Genomic DNA, 23,377 nt, shown 5'->3' with positions numbered 1-23,377 from the left:
ATGTCGGACGCACGCCGTAGTCTGTTCTGCGTGACCACCGCCCTGTATCGCCGCTACCGGCCCGAGACGTTCGGCGAGATGATCGGGCAGTCGCAGGTCACCGACCCGCTCATGACGGCGCTGCGCGGCGACCGCGTCGGACATGCGTACCTGTTCTCGGGTCCGCGCGGATGCGGCAAGACGACCTCTGCCCGCATCCTCGCGCGCTGCCTCAACTGCGCCCAGGGTCCCACCGACACGCCCTGCGGCACGTGCGACAGCTGCGTCGAACTCAGCCGCGGCGGCGGGGGATCGCTCGACGTCGTCGAGATCGACGCGGCGTCGCACAACGGCGTCGACGACGCCCGCGACCTGCGCGAACGCGCCGTGTTCGCCCCGGCACGCGACCGCTTCAAGATCTTCATCCTCGACGAAGCCCACATGGTCACCGCGCAGGGCTTCAACGCCCTGCTCAAGCTCGTCGAAGAGCCGCCGGCGCACGTCAAGTTCATCTTCGCGACGACCGAGCCCGAGAAGGTCATCGGCACCATCCGCTCGCGCACCCACCACTACCCGTTCCGCCTCGTGGCGCCGGGACCCATGCTCGAATACGTCGAGCAGCTGTGCACGGCGGAGGGCGTGCAGGTCGAACCGGGAGTGCTCCCGCTCGTCGTGCGCGCGGGCGGCGGATCGCCCCGCGACACGCTCTCGCTGCTCGACCAGCTCATCGCGGGCTCCGAGGCCGGCGCCGTCACCTACGCCCGCGCCGTCGCCCTGCTCGGCTACACCCACGCGGAGCTGCTCGACGAGGTCGTCGACGCGTTCGGCACCGCCGACGCCTCCGCCGCGTTCGCGGCCGTCGACCGGGTCGTGCAGACCGGACAGGACCCGCGCCGCTTCGTCGACGACCTGCTGGAGCGGGTGCGCGATCTCATCATCGTGGCCGCCACCGGCGCCGGCGCCGCAGCGGTGCTGCGCGGGATCCCCGCCGACGAGCTCGAGCGGATGAACCGCCAGGCGGCGGTCTTCGGCGCCGCGCGCCTGTCGCACATCGCCGACATCGTCGCGAAGGCCCTCGACGACATGGGCGGCGCCACCTCGCCGCGCCTGCAGCTGGAACTGCTCGTCGCCCGCGTGCTCGCCTCCGCCGGTCAGATCGCCGCGGCAGCGCCCGCACCCGCGGTCGCCCCGGCGCCGGCTGCGGCCCCCGCGTCCGCCCCGACGCCGGCCCCGGCGTCCGCGCCGGCGTCGGCCCCTGCGGTCGTGCCCGCGGCGGCTGCCCCGTCCGGGGCGCCCGCGACCGCGGCGCCCGCCGCTCCGGTGCCGGCCGAGCCGGTCGCCCCGGCCCCCGTCGTCCCCGCCGGCCCGATCACGTTCGCGCAGCTGCGCGACGCCTGGCCCGAGGTCCTCCACCGACTCGAGCCCGTCAGTCGCTCGTCGTGGATGCTCGCGACGGCGGCACGCCCCGTCGCGTTCTCCGACGACGTGCTCACCCTCGCCTTCCAGAGCCAGGCCGACGTCGCGTCGTTCAAGAAGCTCGCCGGCGGCAAGGGACCCAGCGAAGACCTGCGCGGCGCGATCCTCGAGGTGCTCGGCGTGCGCGTCAAGTACGTCGCCCGGCACGACGCCGACCCCTCCGGCGGGGGTGGTCCGTCCTCCGGTCCGGGCGGCGGCGCCGGCCCGACCGGCGGCCCCGGCGCGACGGCCGCCGCAGCGGCAGCGCCGGCATCCGCGGTCGCCGCGCCGGTGCCCGCCTCCGCGCCCGTGCGCGGCGGTGGAGGTGCCGCCGTGGGCGGCGCGCCCACAGCGCGCCCGTCGGCATCCGCGGCCGCCCCGGTGACCGAGTGGGCCGTCGCCCCCATCCCCGGCGGCGACGCCTCCGTGCCGCCGCTGGCGATCGACGACGAACCCGAAGAGGCCGCCGCGGCGCCCGTGCTCACCGTCGCGCCCGCCCGTGACGGGGTCGTGCTGCCCGCCGAGCCGGCACCGCAGTACACCGACGCCGACGCGCCCGACGACGACGACGACGCCCCGCCGCCGATCGACGACGACGCGCCGATCCCGGCGCGCATCGTGATCGAGCCTCCGGCCGCGCCCCGCCGACCCGGCATCGAGCGGGTCGGCGAGTCGGTCGTGCGGCAGGTGCTCGGCGCGACCTTCGTGCGTGAAGAGCCGTACTCGGCTCCGACGAGGTTCGCCTGAGCATGTACGACGGCATCGTCCAAGACCTGATCGACGAGTTCGGCCGCCTTCCCGGCATCGGCCCGAAGTCGGCGCAGCGCATCGCCTTCCACATCCTGCAGACCCCGACCTTCGACGTCTCCAAACTCTCCCGGCTGCTGGGGGAGCTGCGTGAGCGCGTGCGGTTCTGCGACCTGTGCGGCAACGTGTCCGAGCAGGACCGGTGCGCCATCTGCCGCGACCCGCGCCGCGACCAGAGCTTCATCTGCGTCGTCGAAGACGCGAAGGACGTCTCGGCGATCGAGCGCACCCGCGAGTTCCGGGGTCTGTACCACGTGCTCGGCGGCGCGATCAGCCCGATCGCGGGCATCGGTCCCGACGATCTGCGCATCGCGCAGCTCATGCAGCGCCTCGCCGACGGCACGGTGACCGAAGTGATCCTCGCGACCAACCCGAACCTCGAAGGCGAAGCGACGGCCACCTACCTCAGCCGTCTGCTGCACACCCTCGAGATCCGCGTCACGCGCCTCGCGTCGGGTCTGCCGGTCGGCGGCGACCTCGAGTACGCCGACGAGGTCACCCTCGGCCGCGCGTTCGAGGGGCGACGGGTGCTCTGAGGCCATGTCCGGCTTCACCACGCGAGGCTGGATCCTCTTCGCCGTGATGGCGGTCGTGTGGGGCGTCCCGTACCTGTTCATCAAAGAGGCCGTCGACACGCTCACCCCGGCCACCGTCGTGGCGGGGCGCACGCTCCTGGGAGCGCTCGTGCTGCTGCCGATCGCGCTGCACCGCCGGGCGCTGCGCCCCGCGCTGAAGAAGTGGCCGTGGGTGCTCGCCTTCGGTGCGATCGAGATGGCCGGGCCCTTCCTCCTGCTGGGTCACGCCGAGCAGACGCTCCCGTCGGGACTCACGGGCCTGCTCGTGGCCACCGTCCCGCTCTTCGCCGCACTCATCGCCTTCGGCCGCGGTGACCGTTCGGCGCTGCGGCCGTCCCGGATCGCCGGGCTCGCCCTCGGCTTCGTCGGACTCGTCGTCATCGTCGCCGGTCCCGGACTCGCCGTCGCCGGCGCGCCGGGCCTCGTGGCCGTCGGGGAGGTGCTGCTGGTCGCGCTGCTGTACGCGATCGCACCGTTCATCGTCGCCACCAAGCTCGCCGACGTGCCGGCGATCGGCACGATCACCCTGGCACTGGTCGCCGTCGGACTCTTCTACCTGCCGCTGGCCGGCCTCACCCAGCATGAGATGCCCAGCATCCGCAGCGGGGTCGCTCTCATCCTGCTGGCGGTCCTGTGCACGGCGGTGGCGTTCGTCGCCTTCTTCGCACTCATCGCCGAGGTCGGTCCGGTGCGCGCCCCGCTGTTCACCTACGTCAACCCGGTCGTCGCGATCCTGCTCGGCGCGATCGTGCTGGGGGAGCACCTCAGCGTCGGGCTGCTGATCGGGTTCCCGATCGTGATCGTCGGATGCTGGTTGGCCGGTACCGGCGGCGTCATCCGATGGCGGGCTCAGCGCAGCACTTCGACGAGCACGACCCACGACACGAACAGCGACGTGACGATCGCCGCGATCGACCCGGCGGCCAGCCAGACGAGCCCGCCCACGTCTCCGACGACCAGCAGCACCCCGCCCACGGCGTAGACGGCCGGAGCGAGGAACGCCACCAGCGATTTCCCGGCGCGCAGCCGGTTCTCGGGGTGCCGGTTCTGGAAGATCCGCACGGTCGCATCGACGCCGAACAGCGCCGCGAGCACGGCGGCCGCCACCACGATCCAGCCGTAGGCCACGGCATCCAGCGAGGGGACGAGCCCGACGGCGCAGACGATGATCGCCAGCACGAGCCCCGCGATCGCCGACGCGAGCCGAGCCGTGAGCGAGGCGGCCTTGATGATGACCTCGATGTTCACGCTGGCGGCGACGATCACGAGTCCGGCGAGCGCCGCCGTGGCGCCCAGCATCGCGACGTCGAACTCGTGCCAGGCCTCCAGGGCGTCCATGCGCCGATGCTAGCGTCCGCTCACCCCCGCAGTCGCGCGCGCGAGCGCAGAACGGAATCCAGCGACGCGCGCATCGGCTGGCCCAGGTAGATGCCGAGCGAGGCGCCGACGGCCAGCGCCGCACCGATCGTCGCCGCGGCCGCGAGCGTGCCCGCCCCGGTCAGCAGTGCCGTCGTGTCGTCGCCCGACTCCACCACCGTCAGCAGCCCGCGGAAGACCGCGGCGCCCGGCACCATCGGCAGGATCGCCGCCGTCGTGATCGCGACGGACGGCACGTGCAGGCGGAACGCGAGGAGGATGCCGACCAGGCTCGCCGCGAACGCGCCGACCGCGGCACCGGCGGCGGGGTCGAGACCGGCCGCGACCACCGCGCTGTAGCCGGCCCAGCCGATGAGGCTCAGCACGACGCTCACCACGACGATGCGGATGCCGGCGCCGTTGAACACCGCGACGGCGATCGCGATGAGCGCGGCGCCCGCGAACTGCAGTGGTACCGGCCCCAGCGGCAGGGCGTCGCTCGGCGCCGCCATGCCGAGCCCGAGCACGCGTGCCGCCTCGAGGCCGGCGAGGATGCCCACCACGACGCCGAGGGTGTTCGTGGTCAGCTCGAGGATGCGGCCCATCGCGGTGAGCGCGAACCCGTCGATCGCGTCCTGCGCCGCACCGACGACGGTGAGGCCCGCGAGCATGAGGACGATACCGGCGGCGACGATCACCGACGGGCGCAGCCCCGCCGCCGCCTCCCAGCCGGTCGCCGCCAGCAGCGGCGCGGTCGCCGCGACCAGGGTGAGCACGAAGGCGCCCGCGATCTGGCTGAAGAAGTAGGGCACCGAGGCCTTCGCGAGGGCGAACTGCGTCACCGCGGCGAGCGCGGCCGCGACGAACGACATCGTCAGCACGAGCCAATTGCCGCCGAACATGACGGCCACGCCGACGGCGAGCAGCGCCTGCGCCGAGACGACGACGAGCGGACCGTACCGGAAGGGGGTGCGCCGGATACGGCGCGCCCGCTCGAGCGCGTCCTCCAGCGGCAGCCCCGCGGCGATCTCGGCGACGAGCGCCTGCAGCAGCTGCAGCTTCGTGTGGTCGGGGACCGCCCCGCGGACGACGCGCATCAGGGTGATGGGCCGGTCGGTGCCGGTGCGATGGTGTGCCACGGTGATGGAGTTGTACGTGACGTCGACGCTGACGGGCTTGACGCCATACGCGCCCGCGACGCGCACGATCGTGAGAGTCACCTCGCTCGCCGGGGCGCCGGCGACGAGCATCGTCTCGCCGATACGGATCGCGAGGTCGAGGATCTTCACGGTGAGGGCGTCGTCGACGACCGGCAGCATCTCGGTCGCCGCGGCATCCGGGCCCGCGTGGACGAGCCCCCGCAGCGACGAGAGAAGGCGATTCGGAGTCGGCATGAGGGGTCCACTCGGGGTGCTGTCCGCAGGGGGATGCGGCTGTCTCGATGGTAGTCGGCGCGTCGTCACATGGTCGGGTCGGAATGGGCGGCTCCGTAAGATGGGACGTCGGGTGCGGCATCCGCCGGCCCGCCGGTCGCTGCGCGGCCGCTCATCACCCGGGAGATCGAAACGTGGCGCTGATCGTCCAGAAGTACGGCGGGTCCTCCGTCTCCGACGCCGAGAGCATCAAGCGCGTCGCGAAGCGGATCGTCGATGCGCGGCGCGCCGGGCACGACGTGGTCGTCGCCGTCAGCGCCATGGGCGACACGACCGACGAGCTCGTCGACCTCGCCCACCAGGTGGCCCCGATCCCCGCCCCGCGCGAGCTCGACATGCTGCTCAGCTCGGGCGAGCGCATCTCGATGGCGCTGCTGGCGATGGCGATCCACTCCATGGGCTTCGAGGCGCGCTCGTTCACCGGCAGTCAGGCGGGCATGATCACCACCGCCGACCACGGCAGCGCCCGCATCGTCGACGTCACCCCGGTGCGCCTGCGTGAGGCGCTCGACGAGGGCGCGATCGTCATCGTCGCCGGATTCCAGGGTTTCAACCGCGACACCCGCGACATCACGACCCTCGGCCGTGGCGGATCGGACACGACGGCCGTCGCGCTCGCCGCCGCCCTCGAGGCCGACGTATGCGAGATCTACAGCGACGTCGACGGCATCTTCACCGCCGACCCCCGCGTCGTGCCGCAGGCCCGCAAGCTCCCGGTCGTCAGCGCCGAGGAGATGCTCGAACTCGCCGCCAACGGCGCCAAGGTCCTCTACATCCGCGCCGTCGAATACGCTCGCCGGCACGGCGTCATGATCCACGCCCGCTCCACCTTCAGCCCCGGCGTCGGCACGTACGTGCTGGGCCCGGGCATGACGGTGCCGGGCGATGCAGAAGGAGAGAAGATGGAAGAGCCGATCGTCGCCGGTGTGGCCACCGACCTCAGCCAGGCCAAGATCACGGTCGTCGGCGTCCCGGACGTGCCGGGCAAGGCCGCCGAGATCTTCAAGATCGTGTCCAAGAGCGGCGCGAACGTCGACATGATCGTGCAGAACGTGTCGGCCGCCGCCACCGGCCGCACCGACATCTCGTTCACGCTGCCCAAGACCGACGCCCCGTCGGCCCTGCGCGCCCTCGCGGCCGAGCAGTCCGAGGTCGGGTTCGAGAGCCTCATCCACGACGACCAGATCGGAAAGCTGTCGGTCGTCGGAGCGGGCATGCGCACCCACTCGGGCGTCTCGGCGACGCTGTTCGAGGCGCTGTCGACGGCGGGGGTCAACATCGAGATGATCTCGACCTCCGAGATCCGCATCTCGGTCGTCGTGCGCGGCGACGACCTCGCCGGCGCCGCCCGCGTGGTGCACACCGCGTACGGGCTCGACGGCGACACCGAAGCGGTCGTCTACGCCGGCACGGGACGCTGACGACCGCTCGGGCCCGCCTCACCCGCGTGCGCTGAGCCAGTCCGCGTATGTCGGGCCGAGCCGCAGCGCGTCGGCGCCGGGCAGTTGCGCGCCGCGGCGCATCCCGCGCATCTGCGCCGTCGGCAGCGGCACGGCGAGCACCGGGCCGCGCGCGCCGCGTCGGCGAACCCACGCCCGCACCATCTCGGCGAGCTCCTCCTCGCGGGGGCCGGTGATGTCGGTCGCCCGACCGATGGGCGCGTTCTCGGCGATGCCCACGAGGTGCCGGGCGACCTCGACGGCGGCGATCGGCTGCACACGCGCCCGCGGAGCCAGCTGCAGCGGTCCCGCCTTCGCCTGGGCGGCGACCTGCCCGGCGAACTCGTGGAACTGCGTCGCACGCACGATCGTCCAGGGCACCGGGCCGGTCGTGACGAGCTCCTCCTGCGCGACCTTGCCGGCGTAGTAGCCGTGCGGGTTCGCGTTGATCCCGACGATCGACAGCAGCACGGCATGCTGCGCGCCCGTCCGTCGCGCCTCGCGCAGCAGGTTGCCCGTGGCGGCCCGGAAGAACGTCGTCGACGCCTGCGCGCTCAGTGTCCCGACGCTTGCGACGTCGATCACCGTGTCGGCGCCGGCCAGCGCCGCGGCGACCCCGGCGCCGGTGACCAGGTCGACTCCGCGGCTGCGCGCCAGTTCCACGACGTCGTGCCCGCGTGTGCGCGCATGCGTGACGACCTCTCTCCCGACGGTTCCGGTGGCACCTGCGACGGCGATCCTCATGACGTCCTCTCTTCCGGCCGCCGCCTGTCGGCGCCCTCACCGATTCGACGACGCAGCGAGGCGGAATGTGAGATGTTCGTCGGGATGGACCCCCTCGAGACCCACCGCGCGGCGCTGACTGCGGTAGCCTTCGGCATGCTGGGGACCCTCGCCGACGCCGAGGACGCCGTGCAGGAGACGTACGTGCGATGGATGCGGCTGCCGGATGCCGATCGCGCCGACATCCGCTCGCCCGGTGCGTGGTTGACGCGTGTCACCGGTCGGATCTGCCTCGACGTGCTGGGGTCGGCGCGGGCGCGTCGCGAGAGGTATGTGGGGGAATGGCTGCCGGAGCCCGTCCCCGCCGACTCGTCGGTGGCCCACGCCGCGCTCGATCCCTACGAGCGGGTCGAGAGATCCGAGGCCGTCTCGACCGCGCTGCTGCTCGTGCTCGAGACCCTCACCCCCGCCGAACGCGTGGTCTTCGTGCTGCACGACGTGTTCGCGGTGTCCTTCGACGAGATCGCGGCGGTGATCGGCCGCTCGGCGGCGGCATGCCGCCAGCTCGCCTCGTCCGCCCGCCGCCGCGTGCGCGACGGCCGCCGCCGCGCGGCGGCCCGCGAACGTCACGACACACTCGTCGCCGCCTTCGTGGCGGCCTGCGCGACGGGGGAGCTCGCCGCCGTCGTGGCCGCGCTCGACCCCGATGCCGTGCTGCGCTCGGATGGCGGCGGTGTCGTCTCGGCCGCCCGTCGCCCGGTGCACGGCGCGGATGCCGTGGCGCGCTTCCTGCTGGGGCTCGCACGCAAGAACCCGACCGCGCGCCTCGAACCCGTCGTCACCGGCGACGGCGCGGGTGTCGCGATCCGCGACGGCGACGCGCTGCTGGGTGTCGTCACTGTGGGCGTCTCCGGCGAGGCGGACGCCGACGCGCGCATCACCGATGTCTGGATCATGCGCAACCCCGCCAAGCTGCGACTGTGGGCCTGAGGCACGGCGGGTGCCGCGGCGCGTCACACCGCGTCGCCCCCGGCGCGCGCGGCCGGTAGAATCGCGGCATCCGCCCGCTCGGGCCCCCTCCCGCACCATCGCAAGGATCCGTCATGACCCGCATCTCAGATTCCGGACTCTCCGTCGCCGTCGTCGGCGCCACCGGCCAGGTGGGGACGGTCATGCGCGAGATTCTGGCCGAGCGCGCATTCCCGATCCGCGAGCTGCGCCTGTTCGCCACGGCGCGCAGCGCGGGCCAGGCCGTCGAGTTCGGCGGTGCGACCATCGTCGTCGAAGACATCGCGACCGCCGACCCGGCCGGCATCGACATCGCCCTGTTCTCGGCCGGAGCCACCGGCTCGCGCGCGCACGCCCCGCGCTTCGCGGAGGCCGGCGCCGTCGTCGTCGACAACTCCAGCGCGTGGCGCATGGACCCCGAGGTTCCGCTCGTCGTGAGCGAGGTCAACCCGCATGCCATTGAGGATCTGCCCAAGGGCATCATCGCCAACCCGAACTGCACGACGATGGCCGCGATGCCCGTCCTCAAGCCCCTTCACGCGGCCGCGGGACTCGAGCGCCTGATCGTCTCGACGTACCAGGCCGTCTCCGGCTCGGGCCTGGCCGGCGCGCAGGAGCTGCTCGGCCAGGTCGAGGGCGTGCTCGCCCAGGGCCGCACGCTCGACCTCGTCCACGACGGCTCGGCCGTCGACTTCCCGCAGCCCGAGAAGTACGTCGCGCCGATCGCGTTCGACGTGATCCCGCTCGCCGGCAACCTCGTCGACGACGGCGACAACGAGACCGACGAGGAGAAGAAGCTCCGCAACGAGAGCCGCAAGATCCTCGAACTGCCGGACCTCCGCGTCGCGGGCACCTGCGTGCGCGTGCCGGTGTTCACCGGGCACTCGCTGTCGATCCACGCCGAGTTCCGTGACGACCTCACCCCCGAGCGGGCACGCGAGATCCTCGCATCCGCCCCCGGCGTGGTCCTCGAAGAGGTCCCGACGCCGCTGCAGGCCGCCGGCGCCGACCCGAGTTTCGTGGGCCGCATCCGTGCCGACCAGTCCGCACCCGAGGGCAAGGGCCTCGTGCTGTTCATCTCCAACGACAACCTGCGCAAGGGCGCCGCACTCAACGCCGTGCAGATCGCGGAGCTGGTCGCCGCACGCCTGGGGATCGACGCGGCCTGAGCGCAGCGCGGGGGGCGTGGTTGACAGCCGGGCAAGAACCGCGATCCTTGCCGGTGCGCGCGGCGCCGGACGGACGGGACACGGGTTTTCCCGGCCTAGACTGGACCATCGTGACCACCCAGACGTACGACGCGGTCCTCATCGGCGGCGGCATCATGAGCGCCACCCTCGGGACCCTCCTCACGCAGCTGCAGCCGGACTGGAAGATTCTCGTGCTCGAGCGGCTGAGCGACGTCGCCCAGGAGTCCTCCAACGCGTGGAACAATGCCGGCACCGGTCACGCGGCGCTGTGCGAGCTCAACTACATGCCCGAGGCGGCCGACGGCTCGGTCGATCCGGCGAAGGCGATCGCCATCAACGAGCAGTTCCAGCAGAGCCGTCAGCTGTGGTCCTCGCTCGTCGAGCGCGGCGTGCTCGACGAGCCCAGCTCCTTCATCAACACCGCGCCGCACATGACGTTCGTGCGCGGTGAGAAGGACGTCGCCTACCTCAAGAAGCGCTACGAGGCGCTCAAGGACCAGCCGCTGTTCGAGGGCATCGAATACTCCGAGGACTCGCGCGTCATCCACCAGTGGGCGCCGCTACTGATGAAGCAGCGCCGCGCGGGGGAGCCGTTCGCCGCGACGCGCGTGCCGGCCGGCACCGACGTCGACTTCGGCGCGCTCACGCGGCAGATGCTCGACCACCTGGTCGCGCAGGGCGTCGACGTGCGCACCAACACCGAGGTGCGGCGCCTGCGCAAGCAGGACGACGGCACCTGGAAGATCTCGTACCGGCGTACGCTGGGGCGCACGCCCGGCGCGATCCGCTCCCGCTTCGTCTTCGTCGGCGCCGGCGGGTGGGCGATCAAGCTGCTGCAGTCCTCGGGCATCCCGGAGATCGCCGGGTACGGCGTGTTCCCGATCGGCGGCCAGTTCCTGAAGACGACCAACCCTGCCGTCGTCGCCCAGCACAAGGCGAAGGTGTATTCGCAGGCCTCCGTCGGGGCGCCGCCGATGTCGGTGCCCCACCTCGACACGCGTGTCGTCGACGGGGAGACCTCGCTGCTGTTCGGTCCGTTCGCGACGTTCAGCCCCAAATTCCTCAAGACCGGCCGCATCACCGACATCGTCGCGCAGGTGCGCCCCGGCAACATCGGCCCCATGCTCAAGGTCGCCGTCACCAACGTCGACCTCGTGAAGTACCTCGTCGGCGAGCTCACGAAGACCCACCGCAAGAAGGTCGACTCGTTGCGCGTGTTCATGCCGACCGCGAAGGACGAGGACTGGGAGCTCATCCAGGCCGGCCAGCGCGCGCAGGTGATGAAGCGCGACCCCGAGAAGGGTGGCGTGCTGCAGTTCGGCACCGAGGTCGTCACCTCCGAGGACGGCACGATCGCCGGTCTGCTGGGCGCCTCGCCGGGCGCCTCGACGGCGGCGTCGATCATGCTGGGACTGCTCAAGACGTGCTTCCCCGACCGGATGGCCGCGTGGGAGCCGACGCTGCGGGGGCTCATCCCGAGCTACGGAACGACGCTGAACCCGGATGCGGCCGCGGCCGACGCGTCGATGACGCGCACCGCCGACGTGCTCTCGATCGCGCGCTGACGCGGGGGACCGACGGTGGCGAAGCTCTACTTCCGCTACGGCGCGATGAACTCGGGCAAGTCGACGGCGCTGCTGCAGGCCGCCTACAACTACGAGGAGCGCGGCCAGCACGTGCTGCTGGCCAAGCCGGAGATCGACACGAAGGGCGCCGACCAGATCGCGAGCCGGCTGGGGGTCTCGCGTCCGGTCGACTTCCTCATTGCGGCAGGCGACGATCTGCGCGCCCTGTTCGCCGAGCACCGCGCCCGAGTGCCGAACCTCGCCTGCCTGCTGATCGACGAGGCCCAGTTCCTGCAGCCGCACCAGGTCGACGACCTGCTGCGGATCGTCGTGGACGACGGCATTCCGGTGCTCGCCTACGGCATCCGCACCGATTTCCAGACCCGTGCCTTCCCCGGGTCGGCGCGCCTGCTCGAGCTCGCCCACAGCCTCGAGGAGCTGAAGACCATCTGCCGCTGCGGGCGCAAGGCGCTGTTCAACGCGCGGCTGGTCGGAGGGCGCTTCGTGTTCGACGGCGACCAGGTCGCGATCGACGAGCTCGCGGCCGACAAGGTGACGTACGAGTCGATGTGCGCGGAGTGCTACCTGCGCGAGTCGGGCGGACGTCTGGCGTAACACCGCCCTGCCGGGTTTGCAAGGTCTGACCACCGGAGTTAATGTGGTCTGACACCGAGAGGAACCCGATGGCGGAAACCGCGACCCCGCGCGCATGGCGCGTCGTGCTCGAGAAGATCGAGTCGGACCTGCTGGAGGGGCGCCTGGGCCCCGGAGACCGGCTGCAGCCCGAGCGCGAGCTCGCCGCCACCCTCGGGGTGGGGCGCTCCAGCGTCCGTGAAGCGCTCCGCGTGCTCGAGGTCATGGGCCTCATCCGCACGGCGACCGGGTCGGGCCCGACCTCCGGTGCCATCATCGTCGCGACGCCCCACGGCGGGCTCGCGCAGCTGTTGCGCCTGCAGGTGGCGGCGCAGGGCTTCCCCGTCCCCGACGTGTACGAGACGCGACTGCTGCTGGAGGAGTGGGCCGTGAGCCACCTCGCGGCCGCCGACGCGCCGGCCCTCGCCGACGCCCGGGCGACGCTGGCCGCGATGGACGCCGAGGGCCTCTCCGTCGAGGACTTCCTGGCCCTCGACGCCCAGTTCCACCTGCGCCTGACGGATGCCGCCGGCAACATCGTGGTCGCCGCGACGATGGCGGGGCTGCGTCCCACGATCGACGGCTACGTCCGCACCGGCGCGGCGAACATCCCCGACTGGGACGGCACGGCGCGGCGCCTGCGCCACGAGCACCACGAGGTGATCGACGCGATCGAGGCGGGCGACGTCGAGCGCGCCCGCGAACTCGTGCGCGAGCACATCTCCGGCTACTACCGCGACGCGGGTCTGGCAGACCCCGCCGCACAGAATTGAGGAACCCCCGCATGGTCCAGCGTCAACTCCCCAAGATCGGCGAGCTGCTCGAGCTGATGCAGTTCAAGAAGCCCGAACTCGACGCCACGAAGCGGCGGCTCGAGTCCGCGCTGACGATCGCCGACCTGCGGACGATCGCCAAACGCCGCACCCCGAAGGCGGCGTTCGACTACACCGACGGCGCGGCGGAGGGCGAGATCTCGTTGGCGCGGGCCCGGCAGGCGTTCGAAGACGTCGAGTTCCACCCCGACATCCTCCGCCCCGCCGCCCACGTCGACACCTCCACGCAGATCCTCGGCGGACCCTCGGCGCTGCCGTTCGGCATCGCGCCGACCGGCTTCACGCGGCTCATGCAGACCGAGGGCGAGGTCGCCGGAGCGGGCGCGGCGGCGGCGGCCGGCATCCCGTTCACCCTGTCGACGCTGGGCACGACCTCGATCGAGAACGTGCGCGCCGCCAACCCCCACGGCCGCAACTGGTTCCAGCTGTACGTGATGCGCGAGCGCGAGGTGTCCTACGGGCTCGTGACGCGGGCCGCGGATGCCGGATTCGACACGCTCATGTTCACCGTCGACACCCCGATCGCCGGCGCCCGCCTGCGCGACAAGCGCAACGGCTTCTCCATCCCGCCGCAGCTGACCGTCGGCACGATCGTCAACGCGATCCCGCGCCCCTGGTGGTGGATCGACTTCCTCACGACCCCCAAGCTGGAGTTCGCGTCGCTGACGACGACGGGCGGCACCGTGGGAGAGCTGCTCAACGCCGCGATGGACCCGACGATCAGCTACGAGGACCTCGAGATCATCCGCTCGATGTGGCCGGGGAAGATCGTCGTCAAGGGCGTGCAGAACGTCGTCGACAGCAAGCGGCTCATCGACCTGGGCGTCGACGGCATCGTGCTGTCCAACCACGGCGGACGACAGCTCGACCGTGCGCCGATCCCGTTCCACCTGCTGCCGCAGGTCGTGCGCGAAGTCGGCAAGGACGCGACGATCATGGTCGACACCGGCATCATGAACGGCGCCGACATCGTCGCCTCCGTCGCGCTGGGGGCGAAGTTCACGCTCATCGGCCGCGCCTACCTGTACGGCCTCATGGCCGGCGGGCGCCGCGGGGTCGACCGCACGATCACCATCCTGCGCACCGAGATCGAGCGCACCATGGCGCTGCTGGGCGTCTCGTCGCTGGCCGAGCTCGAGCCGCGTCACGTCACGCAGCTGCAGCGCCTCGCGCCGATCGCGCGGCCGGCGGCGCGTCGCGCGCCCGCCCGGGCGAAGGCCTGAGCCGGTAGGCGGTCTCCGACGCCGTCCGCGCTCAGCGCGTGGGCAGCGTCGGGATGAGCGCGTCGAGGTACCCGGCGGTGTCTTCCCAGCCCTCGACGGCATGGCAGGTGACGCCCATCGCGAGCACCGGGTAGTCGTTGCCGTGCTCGTCGAGTCGGTCGCCGACGAACAGCATGTCGTCGAGGGCGATGCCCGTCTGGTCGGCGAGCTGACGCATGCCGTAGGCCTTGTCGATGCCCTGCCGCGTGATGTCGACCGACGTGGATCCGCCGGAGCGCACCTCGAGGTCGGGGATGCGGGCGGCGACGGCGTCGCGCAGCGCGTTCTTCTTCGCGCCCGTCGGATCCCACGCGGTCTTGGCGGCGACCGGCGCCGCCTGGCCGAGCGCGGAGAAGGTGATCTGCGAGCCGCGGTCTTCGAGGATGGGGCCCCAGGTCTGCGCCTCCCACAGGTCGAGGCGGCGAGCCTCCTCTTCGACGGCGGTCAGGGCGCGCTGCTTCTCGTCGTCGGTGAGTGCGTGGGCGTACACCGTCTGCGCACCGTCGGCGTTGAGGCGGTAGTACTGCGTGCCGCACGTGGGCATGAGGTGGAAGCGGTCCAGGAGGCCGGTATCGGTCCCCTCCGGCAGCCGCTCGACGACCTGCATCTGGAACTGCTGCAGCTGGCCGCCCGAGATGATGGCGACCTCGACGCGCTCGGCGAGGGCCACCAGCAAGGCGCCCATCCGGGCGTCGATCGGGCTCTTCGAGGGGGCGAGGGTGTCGTCGAGGTCGAAGGCGACGAGACGGGGCGCGGTCATGCGATCTCCGGTTCTGCGGGGGATATGCGAGAGGCTCCACCCGCGGGTGGAGCCTCTCGGTTGTCGGGGTGACAGGATTTGAACCTGCGGCCTCTTCGTCCCGAACGAAGCGCGCTACCAAGCTGCGCCACACCCCGGAGACAACCCCATGAGTCTACCCTGTCGGCGCCGCAGAACCGAATCGGGGCGGGGTCACGCCGCGGCGACCGGATGCAGGGTCAGCACGCTCGCCTCGGGGCGGCATCCGAAGCGCACCGGCGCGTAGATCGAGTGGCCGAGACCGGCGCTGACGTTCAGTGGGACGCGGCGCGCGTCGTGCTCCCACGTCGACAGGCCGCGCGCTTGGTCGAGCGGGATGTCGCAGTTGGCGACGAGGGCGGAGCGGCTGAACGGGACGCGCACCTGGCCGCCGTGCGTGTGCCCGGCGATGAGCACATCGGCGCCGAGCTCGGTGAACCGGTCGAGCACGCGACGGTACGGCGCATGGGTGACGCCGAGCGTCAGCGCCGCCGCGGGGGCGCCGCGCCACCACGTGCCGCGCCGCATCCGATCGATCGCGGACGGCAGCGCGTCGAGGTCGTCCCAGTCCCGGTGCGCGTCGGACACGCCGAACGTGTCGAGCGTGAGCCCGGCGACGCCGAGGCGCGTCGCGGCATTGTTGATGTCGGCCCAGCCGAGCTCGTCGGTGAAGTAAGAGTTCATCGCGGCGGTGTCGAGCACGTCGCCGCGCTTGGGACGCGCCGACGGCCCCTGGAAGTACCGCAGCGGGTTGCGGGCCGAGGGGCCCACGACGTCGTTGGAGCCGTGCACGAAGACACCGGGCACGCCGCGCAGCGGGGCGAAGGCGGCGCGGATGCCGACGAGGCCCTCGGGGTGCCCCAGGTTGTCGCCGGTGTTCACGACGAGGTCGGGTTGCACGTGCTCGGCGATCCGCGCGATCCACTCCTGTTTGCGGTGCTGCCACGGCGCCATGTGTGCGTCGGACAGGTGCAGCAGCGTCAGGCTGGGGGAGCCGGCGGGGAGGACGGCGAGGTCGTGGCGGCGCAGCGTGAACAGGAACCGCTCGATCCCGACGCCCCACACCGCGCACCCCGCGCCGACCGCCCCCACCACGCCGAGCGCGGTGAGGGCGGTGCGTGTCGCATGGTGCACGATCAGCCGTTGCCGCGGCCGCCGCCACCACCGGCGCGGCTGCAGTCCTTGGCCTGGTACTGGATCGTGATCGCCGTGCCACGGTTCGTGATCGTGCCGGCGGCCGGGTTGGTGCCCGTCACGACGCCCTGGTCGGAGTCGCCGCCCTGCGTGCACTCCGCAGAGACCGACGCGAATCCGGCCTGCGCGAGCTGTCGGGCGGCATCCTGCGGGGTTCCGCTGACGCCCGGCACCGCGACACCCGAGCCGTTGCTCGGCGTGATCGTGACCGTCGCCCCACCCGGCGCCTTCCCGGCGCCCGGGTCCTGCGCGATGATCGTGCCGGCGGCCTCGACCCCGTCGGCGGCGTCGGCGACGTTCACCGAGAAGCCGGCGGCCTGGAGCGTGCTCCTCGCCTGCTCGACCGTCTGACCGATCACCGACGGCAGGTCGGTGAGCACGCGCTTGGTGAGCTCTGCGGCCGGCTCGGGGAAGCGGTCGCCGCCGTACTTGGAGTTCGCGGCGCCCTGCATCTTGGGCCAGATCGAGTTGCGGATGCGGGAGAGCTGATAGCCGCTCTCGCGGTACTCGTTGAGGCGCGCCTCGCCCTTGACGTTGCCGACCCACACGACCGTCGTCACCTTGGTCGACGACCCGTCCATCCAGGTGTGGAAGTACTCGTGGATACCGGTCTTGCCGAACACCGGGGTGCCGTCGCCGATGCGGGCGCCGATACCGGTGCCGCTCATGACGCCGACCAGGGTGTCGGCCGCGGTGGCCGCGACGGCCTCACTGATGACGCGGTCGCAGGTGCGCTCCGGGGTGAACTCGGTGCCGTCACGATCGACGACGCGGTCGATCGCCTTCGGCTGGCACAGCACGCCGTTGGCCGCGACGGTCGCATAGGCGGCGGCCATGTCGATCGGAGCGACGTACTGGTCGCCGAGCACGTTGTAGGGCAGGTTCGTCTGATCCAGCGCGCCGCCGTCGTTGCCGAGGACGACGCCCATCTTCATGGCGACCCGGTTCGTCGAGCAGACCGAGATCTTCTCCGCCATCGCGAAGAAGCCGGAGTTCAGCGAGTCGCGCGTGAAGTTGTACGGCGTGCCGCTGTAGCCCGAGTTGTTTTCGAAGTTGCCGATGTGGCCGGGCTGGCCGGAGTTGTCCGCGTCGACGGTCTGGGTCGCGCCGTCGCAGGTCTGCACCTTCTTCTTGCCGACGCGTCCGTTGATGACCTCGTTGACCGAGTGACCCTGTTCGAGCCAGTTGACGAGGCTGAAGAGCTTGTACGTCGAACCGGCCGCGTGACCGCCACCGCCGTTGATTCCGCGCACGTTGTAGTTGACGGCGGTCGTGGGGGCGTTCTCCTCCGTCGCGGCCGGGTCGTAGCCGCGGTTCTGGACCATCGAGAGCACACGTCCGGTGCCGACCTCCAGCTGGATGCCGGAGGCGCCGAGGTTCATGTAGCCGACACTGGCGGGCACGACGCTGATCGCGTCGACGGCCGCGGCCTGCAGGTCGGAGTCGAGGGTCGTGTAGACCTTGAGCCCGCCGCGGCGCAGGGCGGCCGCGCGGTCGGCGTCGGTCTCGCCGAACGCCGGGTCGGTCGTGATGATCGAGCGCACGTAGTCGCAGAAGAACTCGGCACCGACGGCCTGCGTGCAGCCGACCGGGCGCGTCGTGACGTTGGGGGTGACCGGGGTGGCGATCGCCTCGTCGTACTCCGCCTGGGTGATCTTGCCGTCGGTGAGCATGCGGCCGAGCACGTAGTCGCGGCGCTCCTTGGTGACGGAATAGCCGTCGGCGGCACCGTTGACCGCTTCGCCGGCCTTGTTGGTCATCGTGCCGTCGGGCAGGTCGATGCGCAGCGTGTTCGGCTCTTGCACCATGCCGGCGATCGTCGCGGCCTGCACGATCGTGAGGTCCTTCGCGGCGACGCCGAAGTAGCGCTCGGCTGCGGCGCCGATGCCGTAGGTCGTGCCGCCGAAGGCGGCGATGTTGAGGTAGCCGAGAAGGATGTCGTCCTTGGAGACCTCCTGCTCGAGCTGGATGGCGTAGCGCATCTCCTGCAGCTTGCGCTCGTAGCCTTCGACACCGCTGGAGACGGTGGTCTCGCGGTAGCAGTCCTGCACTTCCTCCTGGCTCTTCGCCGTGACCTCGCAGTTCTGCTGGAGCACGTTCTTCACGTACTGCTGCGTGATCGAGGAGCCACCGCGGTTCGAGCCCGAACTCGCGTTGCCGACGAGCGCCTTCATCGTCCCGAGCAGGTCGACGCCGCCGTGAGAGTAGAAGTTCTTGTCCTCACTGGAGAGGATCGCGTCGTACATGACGGGCGCGACCTCCTCCCACGTGACGGGGATGCGGTTCTGGTCGTAGAACTCCGCCATCAGCACGTCGGAGCCGTCCGAGGCCTTCTTGTAGATCTCGGTCGGCATCATGAGCTTCTCCGGCTGGAGGTAGCTCGGCATGTTGTCGAACATCGTGATCGCCGACGAGGCCGCGTACCCCGACACGGCGATGGCGGGGGTGACCGTCGCGGTGATGAGGAGGCCGGCGACGGCGCTCAGGCCGACGAGGCCGAGCAGTCCGCCGAGCACGCCGGTGGCCGTGCGTTTCGAGTGAGGCATAGGCTTGATGCTAGGGGAGATAGCTGAGAGGAACCCTCGGCGCCCCGCGCCGTGTCGACCTCCAGGAGCCTGTCATGACCACGTGGGAATACCTCACGACCCCCCTGCTGATCCACAACACCGCCGCCATCCTCAACAACTGGGGAAAGAAGGGGTGGGAGCTCGTGCAGATCGTCCCCGGCCCCGAGGGTGGCCTCGTCGCGTACTTCAAGCGCCCCATCGGCGCCGGCGATGCGAACGCCGGTCTCGGCGCCGCCGCGCAGGCCGCGCAGCAGTTCGAGGAGGCGTGATGAGCGTCTCCGCGCGTCTGGCCGAGCTCGGCATCGACCTTCCCGCCGTCGTCCCGCCGGTTGCGGCCTACATCCCCGCGACAGTGCACGGCGACCTCGTCTACACGTCCGGTCAGCTCCCCATGGTGTCGGGATCCCTGCCCGCGACGGGCAAGGTCGGCGACGGCCACGGCCTCGTGCCCGCCGCCGACGCCCAGGCCTACGCCCGGCAGTGCGCGCTGAACGCCCTCGCCGCCGCAGCCGCCGTCGCGGGCGGTGTCGACCGCATCGCGAAGGTCGTCAAGGTCACCGGATTCGTGGCATCCGTCCCCGAGTTCACGGGGCAGCCCGGGGTGATCAACGGCGCGAGCGAGGTGCTCGGCGAGATCTTCGGCGAGGCCGGCCGCCACGCCCGCTCCGCCGTCGGGGTGCCCGTGCTCCCGCTGGACTCGCCCGTCGAGGTCGAGGTCGTCTTCGCGCTCGCGCTCGACTGACCCCGCGAGTTCGCCGGTCCGTCGCCGAGTTCGCCGGTCCGACCGCGAGTTCGCCGGCGAACTCGCGGCGCGACCGGCGAACTCGCGTGAATGTGGCTACTTGGCGGCTACTTGACCTGCGCGGAGATGACGCTCATCACCATCGTGTCGGCGAGCGTCGTCGTGTCGCCCACCTCGCGACCCTCGGCGACGTCGCGCAGCAGACGCCGCATGATCTTGCCGGAGCGGGTCTTGGGCAGCTCGCCCACGATGTAGACGTCGCGCGGGCGGGCGATCGGGCCGATCTGCTCGCCGACCCAGGCGCGCAGCGTGCCCGCCAGGCCCTCCGGCGAGTGCGCGTCGAGGTAGCTCTGCTTGATGATGACGAACGCGACCACGCCCTGACCGGTTGTTGTCAAAGTATGCGTCAGTGATCGGTTCGTTGGGGTTGAGCGGAGAAGGGCGACGTTGTCATTCTTCGTCGGGGCGAAGATCGACACCGACGTCGCCCCCTCGACATCCCGGCGCGGGCGCGGATCCGCCAGCCTAGGGGGAGATGTTCGCGCGGGCGCGGGCGACGTCGGGGAGTCCTCGCACATCATCGCTTATCCGAACTTTCGCATCCCACGACGAGTGCTTGAGCTCGAAGACTCGATCAGGTTGAACCCTCACGCGCGTGAGGACCTGGTACTAACCCGAGGTGGCTTGCGGTGGTGCAACGCCGCCCAAGCGAGCGAACCCGACCGCGTCGCGGCATCGCCCGGCGTGAGACCAGGACATGAGGATCTGCGCGGCGTCGAGAGTGGCGATGCCCGCTCCGGTGAGGAGACCGCGACAGGTCTCGCGGACGATCGGGAGCATCGCCAGCTCGAGCTCGCCCGAGCCCGCCCGCGCCGAGGGCGCCGGCGGGCTCCGCGCGGGTCACCGCATCAGACGCGCGTGCGGCGTCGCGTCCGCAGCGATGAGCCGATCAGTGCGCCCGCTCCGAGCACGAGCAGTACTGCCCCGCCCCAGAGCGCCGGGCTCAACTCGCCTCCGGTCGCGGCGAGTTCATTGCGCTGCACGGTCACCGCGGCAACGACGGTGAGGCCGATGTCGTCGAAGCTGAGGATGAGGTGGTGCTCCCCGTTCGTGACGCCGGTGAGGTCGAAACTGCCGGTGATGGCGGCGCGGTCCCACTGGACAGTGCCGAGCGATATCGGGGTCGATCGCATGTTGCCGATGATCGACGACTGCGAACCCTGCATCTTCGTCAGGAATGAGGACATCAGGTCGAACGCTTCACTGCGCTTGTCGGTCAAGCTGGACAGCCGCAACATATCCATCTGCTGAGTGTTCGTGACGGCGTCGAGTTCTCCGCGCAGCGTTGCGACGAGGTCGGCGGCGGCCGTTCTCACCTCGGTGGAGTCCGACGTCGCCGAAAGGAGAATGTGCGACTCCACGGCCGGGTGTGCGGCCGCGATCGCTGTGGCCAGCGACTCATCAGTCGGCCCGGCGACGTATGCGTTCAGGGCCGTGATGGCCGCGTTGAGCGTGAGCACGCGGGCGTTGCGTTTCTGCACAGCTGTGACCTGAGAGGACAGCTGCTGGTCGAGCAGCCGGACACGCTGATCCTGGACAGCGCGCAGAGCCCCTTCGAGATCGAACGCGGTGAGCGAGATTTCGTTCACGGTCACACCCGGCAGCCTGGAGACCACCGGCGACAGCAGCTGGGCTGCGGCGGCCGCCTCGCTCGTAGACGGCCGCTCCGCCAGGCCGAGCGCCTGTCCCGAGCCGTTGAGGAGAGGGAATGTGACATTCGGTGTGCCTGCCGCGGCCGCGAGCAGGTCGGCAAGCTCGGGCTCCGAGATGCCGCTGAAAGCGCCGGTGAGGCCGACATCCTCCGGGCGCTGGAAGACCGCGATGTAGGCCTGCTGCACCGGGTCGGTGGAGGGCGTGGGCGTCGGTGTCGGGGTGGAGGTGGGCGTGGGCGTCGGTGTCGGGGTGGAGGTGGGCGTGGGTGTCGGGGTGGCGGTGGGCGTGGGTGTCGGGGTGGCGGTGGGCGTGGGCGTGGGGGTGTCTGTGGGAGTGGGTGAGGGGGTCGGTGCCGCGGTATCCGAGATGAGCGCGAAGGAGCGGGCCACATCGACGAGGCTGGGACTCTCTTCGCCTCGGGGAAGCGCGAAGGCGGGATTGTCCGACGGCTGCGCATCCGCGAGCGTGAATCCCGTGGCCGGCTCGAAGCGGATGCTGTAATCGTCGGTGGATGTCGTCGGCAATGAGCCTGATCGGAATGTTCCGTTTGCGGCGACGGCGACGCGCTGCACTGCCGTGCCGCCACTGAGGATGGTGACGCTCGCGCCCGAGAGGTCGGCGAGAGGGGAGGCATCCGACGTCGCGGTCACCGCGCCGCTGATCTCACCGAAGGAGCCCTCCAGTGGGAGGGTGACGGCATCTCCCAGCGTGGGGTTGAACTCCCTCCTCACCGCGGGTTCGAGGAGGTCGCCGACAGCACCGGGCCAGGATGCCTCGGCGATGAAGCTGGTGTCCGTCGCGGGTATGCGCACCGACACGGTTCCGTCTGCCGAGGTGGTGCCGGTGGCGATGACCTGGTCGAGCTCGCCGGTGGAGAGCACGGTCACCGTCGCGCCGCCGAGCGGAGCGGATGCCGTCCCGTCGGAGAGAGTCGTTGTGATGAGTATGTGGCCTGCCTCGGACTCCGCGGCGCTGGCGACCGCGGGCAGCCCCACCAAGACAAGGCCGGTGGCTACGGACAGCACACCTGCGGTGCGTAGCGGGGAGAGCAGATTCCGACGTCGTCGTGCGACGTTGTGAGGCATGGCGATCCCTTCTGGTGGTTCATGGCTAAGTATGGACTCAGTCCAAACTTATACGCAATCCAGGAAGAATGACCTAGGGTGGATGAAGGGAGAGGAGGGACGGCGATGACGGAAGGGCTCCGCGAGAAGAAGATGCGCGTCGCGCGTCGGGGCATGGAGGAGGCCGCAGTCGGAATCGCCTATGAGGAGGGCGTTCGCGCCGTGACGGTCGACCGCATCTGCGAAGCGGCGATGGTGTCGCGCAGCACGTTCTTCAACTACTTCCCCTCGCTCGAGCATGCGATCTTCGGATCCGCCCTGGTCTACGACCCTGTGCTCACCGAGCGCATCTTGGGCGCGCACCGAGACGACCTCGTGATCGCCGCCTCGCGGATCGTGATGGAGACGGTCCGTGGGCAGGGTGGCGACGAACTCATGCGCAAGCGGTTCGCGCTTTTTGCCCGGGAGCCGGGCACGACGACGACGGTGTCGTGGGCGGCCGGGACGAGTCGCGCCGGACTGCAGGACGTGATCGAGAACTGGCTCGATGCACATCCGGCATCGGCTCGCCTGGCGGACGCCGATCACGCCACCGAGGCGCGGATGATCGTGAACTTCTCCATCACGCTCGGCGACGAGGTTATGCGGCTGGTGGGTGAGGACGGCGGGGACTTCCCGTTCGACCCCGCCGTGTTTCGCAGGGTGCGCGAGCGGATGAGGGCGCTGAGCGTACCCGCACGGTGACCCCGGCACCGCGATCAGCGGCACGAGGTGTTCGGGACCGCCGCTACTTGACCTGCGCGGAGATGACGCTCATCACCATCGTGTCGGCGAGCGTCGTCGTGTCGCCCACCTCGCGACCCTCGGCGACGTCGCGCAGCAGACGCCGCATGATCTTGCCGGAGCGGGTCTTGGGCAGCTCGCCCACGATGTAGACGTCGCGCGGGCGGGCGATCGGGCCGATCTGCTCGCCGACCCAGGCGCGCAGCGTGCCCGCCAGGCCCTCCGGCGAGTGCGCGTCGAGGTAGCTCTGCTTGATGATGACGAACGCGACCACGGCC

20 protein-coding genes, 1 tRNA gene and 1 pseudogene are annotated in these 23,377 nt (G+C 71.0%); 13 read left to right on the top strand and 9 right to left on the bottom strand.

Annotated features, from left to right (window positions below; all coding sequences use genetic code 11):
• Positions 1-30: 30 nt before the first annotated feature.
• From C7474_RS10260 to C7474_RS10250, 3 genes are read left to right on the top strand one after another with little or no spacing between them, the layout of a single operon-like run.
• Complete coding sequence (locus C7474_RS10260; RefSeq protein ID WP_199692428.1) at positions 31-2,181, top strand: DNA polymerase III subunit gamma and tau; 2,151 nt, start codon at positions 31-33, stop codon at positions 2,179-2,181.
• A 2-nt stretch (positions 2,182-2,183) separates the two neighbouring features.
• Positions 2,184-2,777 (top strand): recombination mediator RecR, encoded by a 594-nt coding sequence (recR, locus tag C7474_RS10255; RefSeq protein ID WP_121059695.1) that lies wholly within the window; start codon positions 2,184-2,186, stop codon positions 2,775-2,777.
• Between the two features lie 4 nt (positions 2,778-2,781).
• On the top strand, positions 2,782-3,798 hold the full coding sequence (locus tag C7474_RS10250) for a DMT family transporter (protein WP_241965206.1): 1,017 nt from the start codon (positions 2,782-2,784) through the stop codon (positions 3,796-3,798).
• A 376-nt stretch (positions 3,799-4,174) separates the two neighbouring features.
• Here C7474_RS10250 and C7474_RS10240 read toward each other — a convergent pair whose 3' ends face one another.
• Entirely contained in the window at positions 4,175-5,566 is a 1,392-nt protein-coding gene (locus C7474_RS10240; protein ID WP_121059691.1) for a threonine/serine exporter family protein, read from the bottom strand.
• A gap of 173 nt (positions 5,567-5,739) precedes the next feature.
• Between C7474_RS10240 and C7474_RS10235 the strand changes: the two genes are divergently transcribed.
• Entirely contained in the window at positions 5,740-7,026 is a 1,287-nt protein-coding gene (locus tag C7474_RS10235) for an aspartate kinase (RefSeq protein WP_121059689.1), read from the top strand.
• A gap of 18 nt (positions 7,027-7,044) precedes the next feature.
• On the opposite strand, the gene C7474_RS10230 is transcribed toward C7474_RS10235, so the two are convergent.
• Positions 7,045-7,788: an SDR family oxidoreductase gene (locus C7474_RS10230; protein WP_121059687.1), complete on the bottom strand. Its 744-nt coding sequence runs from the start codon at positions 7,786-7,788 to the stop codon at positions 7,045-7,047.
• An 84-nt stretch (positions 7,789-7,872) separates the two neighbouring features.
• Between C7474_RS10230 and sigJ the strand changes: the two genes are divergently transcribed.
• The 6 genes from sigJ (at position 7,873) to C7474_RS10200 (ending at position 14,219) form a co-directional block, all read left to right on the top strand.
• Entirely contained in the window at positions 7,873-8,757 is an 885-nt protein-coding gene (gene sigJ, locus C7474_RS10225) for an RNA polymerase sigma factor SigJ (protein ID WP_241965205.1), read from the top strand.
• A gap of 113 nt (positions 8,758-8,870) precedes the next feature.
• Positions 8,871-9,944, top strand: a complete 1,074-nt coding sequence (locus tag C7474_RS10220) for an aspartate-semialdehyde dehydrogenase (protein WP_121059683.1) — start codon at positions 8,871-8,873, stop codon at positions 9,942-9,944.
• Between the two features lie 110 nt (positions 9,945-10,054).
• Positions 10,055-11,530, top strand: coding sequence for a malate:quinone oxidoreductase (locus C7474_RS10215; protein WP_422385794.1), 1,476 nt, complete (start codon positions 10,055-10,057; stop codon positions 11,528-11,530).
• A 15-nt stretch (positions 11,531-11,545) separates the two neighbouring features.
• Positions 11,546-12,145 carry a thymidine kinase gene (locus tag C7474_RS10210; RefSeq protein WP_121059681.1) on the top strand — a complete coding sequence of 200 codons (600 nt, stop codon included), beginning with the start codon at positions 11,546-11,548 and terminating at the stop codon, positions 12,143-12,145.
• Between the two features lie 68 nt (positions 12,146-12,213).
• Positions 12,214-12,936 carry a FadR/GntR family transcriptional regulator gene (locus tag C7474_RS10205; RefSeq protein ID WP_121059679.1) on the top strand — a complete coding sequence of 241 codons (723 nt, stop codon included), beginning with the start codon at positions 12,214-12,216 and terminating at the stop codon, positions 12,934-12,936.
• Between the two features lie 11 nt (positions 12,937-12,947).
• Positions 12,948-14,219, top strand: coding sequence for an alpha-hydroxy acid oxidase (locus tag C7474_RS10200; RefSeq protein WP_121059677.1), 1,272 nt, complete (start codon positions 12,948-12,950; stop codon positions 14,217-14,219).
• 31 nt (positions 14,220-14,250) lie between these two features.
• Here C7474_RS10200 and C7474_RS10195 read toward each other — a convergent pair whose 3' ends face one another.
• The 4 genes from C7474_RS10195 to C7474_RS10180 all read right to left on the bottom strand — a co-directional run bounded on the left by C7474_RS10195 (position 14,251) and on the right by C7474_RS10180 (position 18,776).
• Entirely contained in the window at positions 14,251-15,018 is a 768-nt protein-coding gene (locus tag C7474_RS10195; RefSeq protein ID WP_121059675.1) for an HAD-IIB family hydrolase, read from the bottom strand.
• Positions 15,019-15,081: 63 nt separating this feature from the next.
• Positions 15,082-15,155 (bottom strand) — tRNA-Pro (locus tag C7474_RS10190).
• 55 nt (positions 15,156-15,210) lie between these two features.
• A complete protein-coding gene (locus C7474_RS10185; RefSeq protein WP_121059673.1) occupies positions 15,211-16,170 on the bottom strand; it encodes a metallophosphoesterase in 960 nt (319 codons plus the stop codon).
• A 2-nt stretch (positions 16,171-16,172) separates the two neighbouring features.
• Positions 16,173-18,776 carry a transglycosylase domain-containing protein gene (locus C7474_RS10180; protein ID WP_121059671.1) on the bottom strand — a complete coding sequence of 868 codons (2,604 nt, stop codon included), beginning with the start codon at positions 18,774-18,776 and terminating at the stop codon, positions 16,173-16,175.
• 74 nt (positions 18,777-18,850) lie between these two features.
• On the opposite strand from C7474_RS10180, the gene C7474_RS10175 reads away from it, so the two are divergent.
• Together C7474_RS10175 and C7474_RS10170 are read left to right on the top strand one after the other, a co-directional pair.
• Positions 18,851-19,066 carry a Sp36 family protein gene (locus tag C7474_RS10175; protein WP_121059669.1) on the top strand — a complete coding sequence of 72 codons (216 nt, stop codon included), beginning with the start codon at positions 18,851-18,853 and terminating at the stop codon, positions 19,064-19,066.
• Positions 19,066-19,539 carry a RidA family protein gene (locus C7474_RS10170; protein ID WP_121059667.1) on the top strand — a complete coding sequence of 158 codons (474 nt, stop codon included), beginning with the start codon at positions 19,066-19,068 and terminating at the stop codon, positions 19,537-19,539. Before C7474_RS10175 ends, C7474_RS10170 begins: the two co-directional genes overlap by 1 nt.
• Positions 19,540-19,646: 107 nt before the next feature.
• On the opposite strand, the pseudogene C7474_RS10165 reads toward C7474_RS10170, so the two are convergent.
• Both C7474_RS10165 and C7474_RS15165 read right to left on the bottom strand, forming a co-directional pair.
• Positions 19,647-19,931 (bottom strand): annotated as a pseudogene (locus C7474_RS10165) (AMP-binding enzyme); the annotation flags it as partial.
• 516 nt (positions 19,932-20,447) lie between these two features.
• Positions 20,448-22,337, bottom strand: coding sequence for a hypothetical protein (locus C7474_RS15165; protein ID WP_199692427.1), 1,890 nt, complete (start codon positions 22,335-22,337; stop codon positions 20,448-20,450).
• Positions 22,338-22,469: 132 nt separating this feature from the next.
• On the opposite strand from C7474_RS15165, the gene C7474_RS10145 reads away from it, so the two are divergent.
• Complete coding sequence (locus C7474_RS10145) at positions 22,470-23,060, top strand: TetR family transcriptional regulator (protein WP_158597323.1); 591 nt, start codon at positions 22,470-22,472, stop codon at positions 23,058-23,060.
• 43 nt (positions 23,061-23,103) lie between these two features.
• On the opposite strand, the gene C7474_RS10140 is transcribed toward C7474_RS10145, so the two are convergent.
• The coding region (locus C7474_RS10140) for an AMP-binding enzyme (protein ID WP_422385793.1) at positions 23,104-23,377 on the bottom strand (274 nt) is incomplete at its 5' end.

Origin of the sequence: Microbacterium telephonicum (genome assembly GCF_003651225.1) — a bacterium.
GTDB classification, from domain to species: domain Bacteria; phylum Actinomycetota; class Actinomycetes; order Actinomycetales; family Microbacteriaceae; genus Microbacterium; species Microbacterium telephonicum.
Note: the sequence above shows the minus strand (reverse complement) of the source record. Positions and strands in the feature narration are given on the sequence as shown.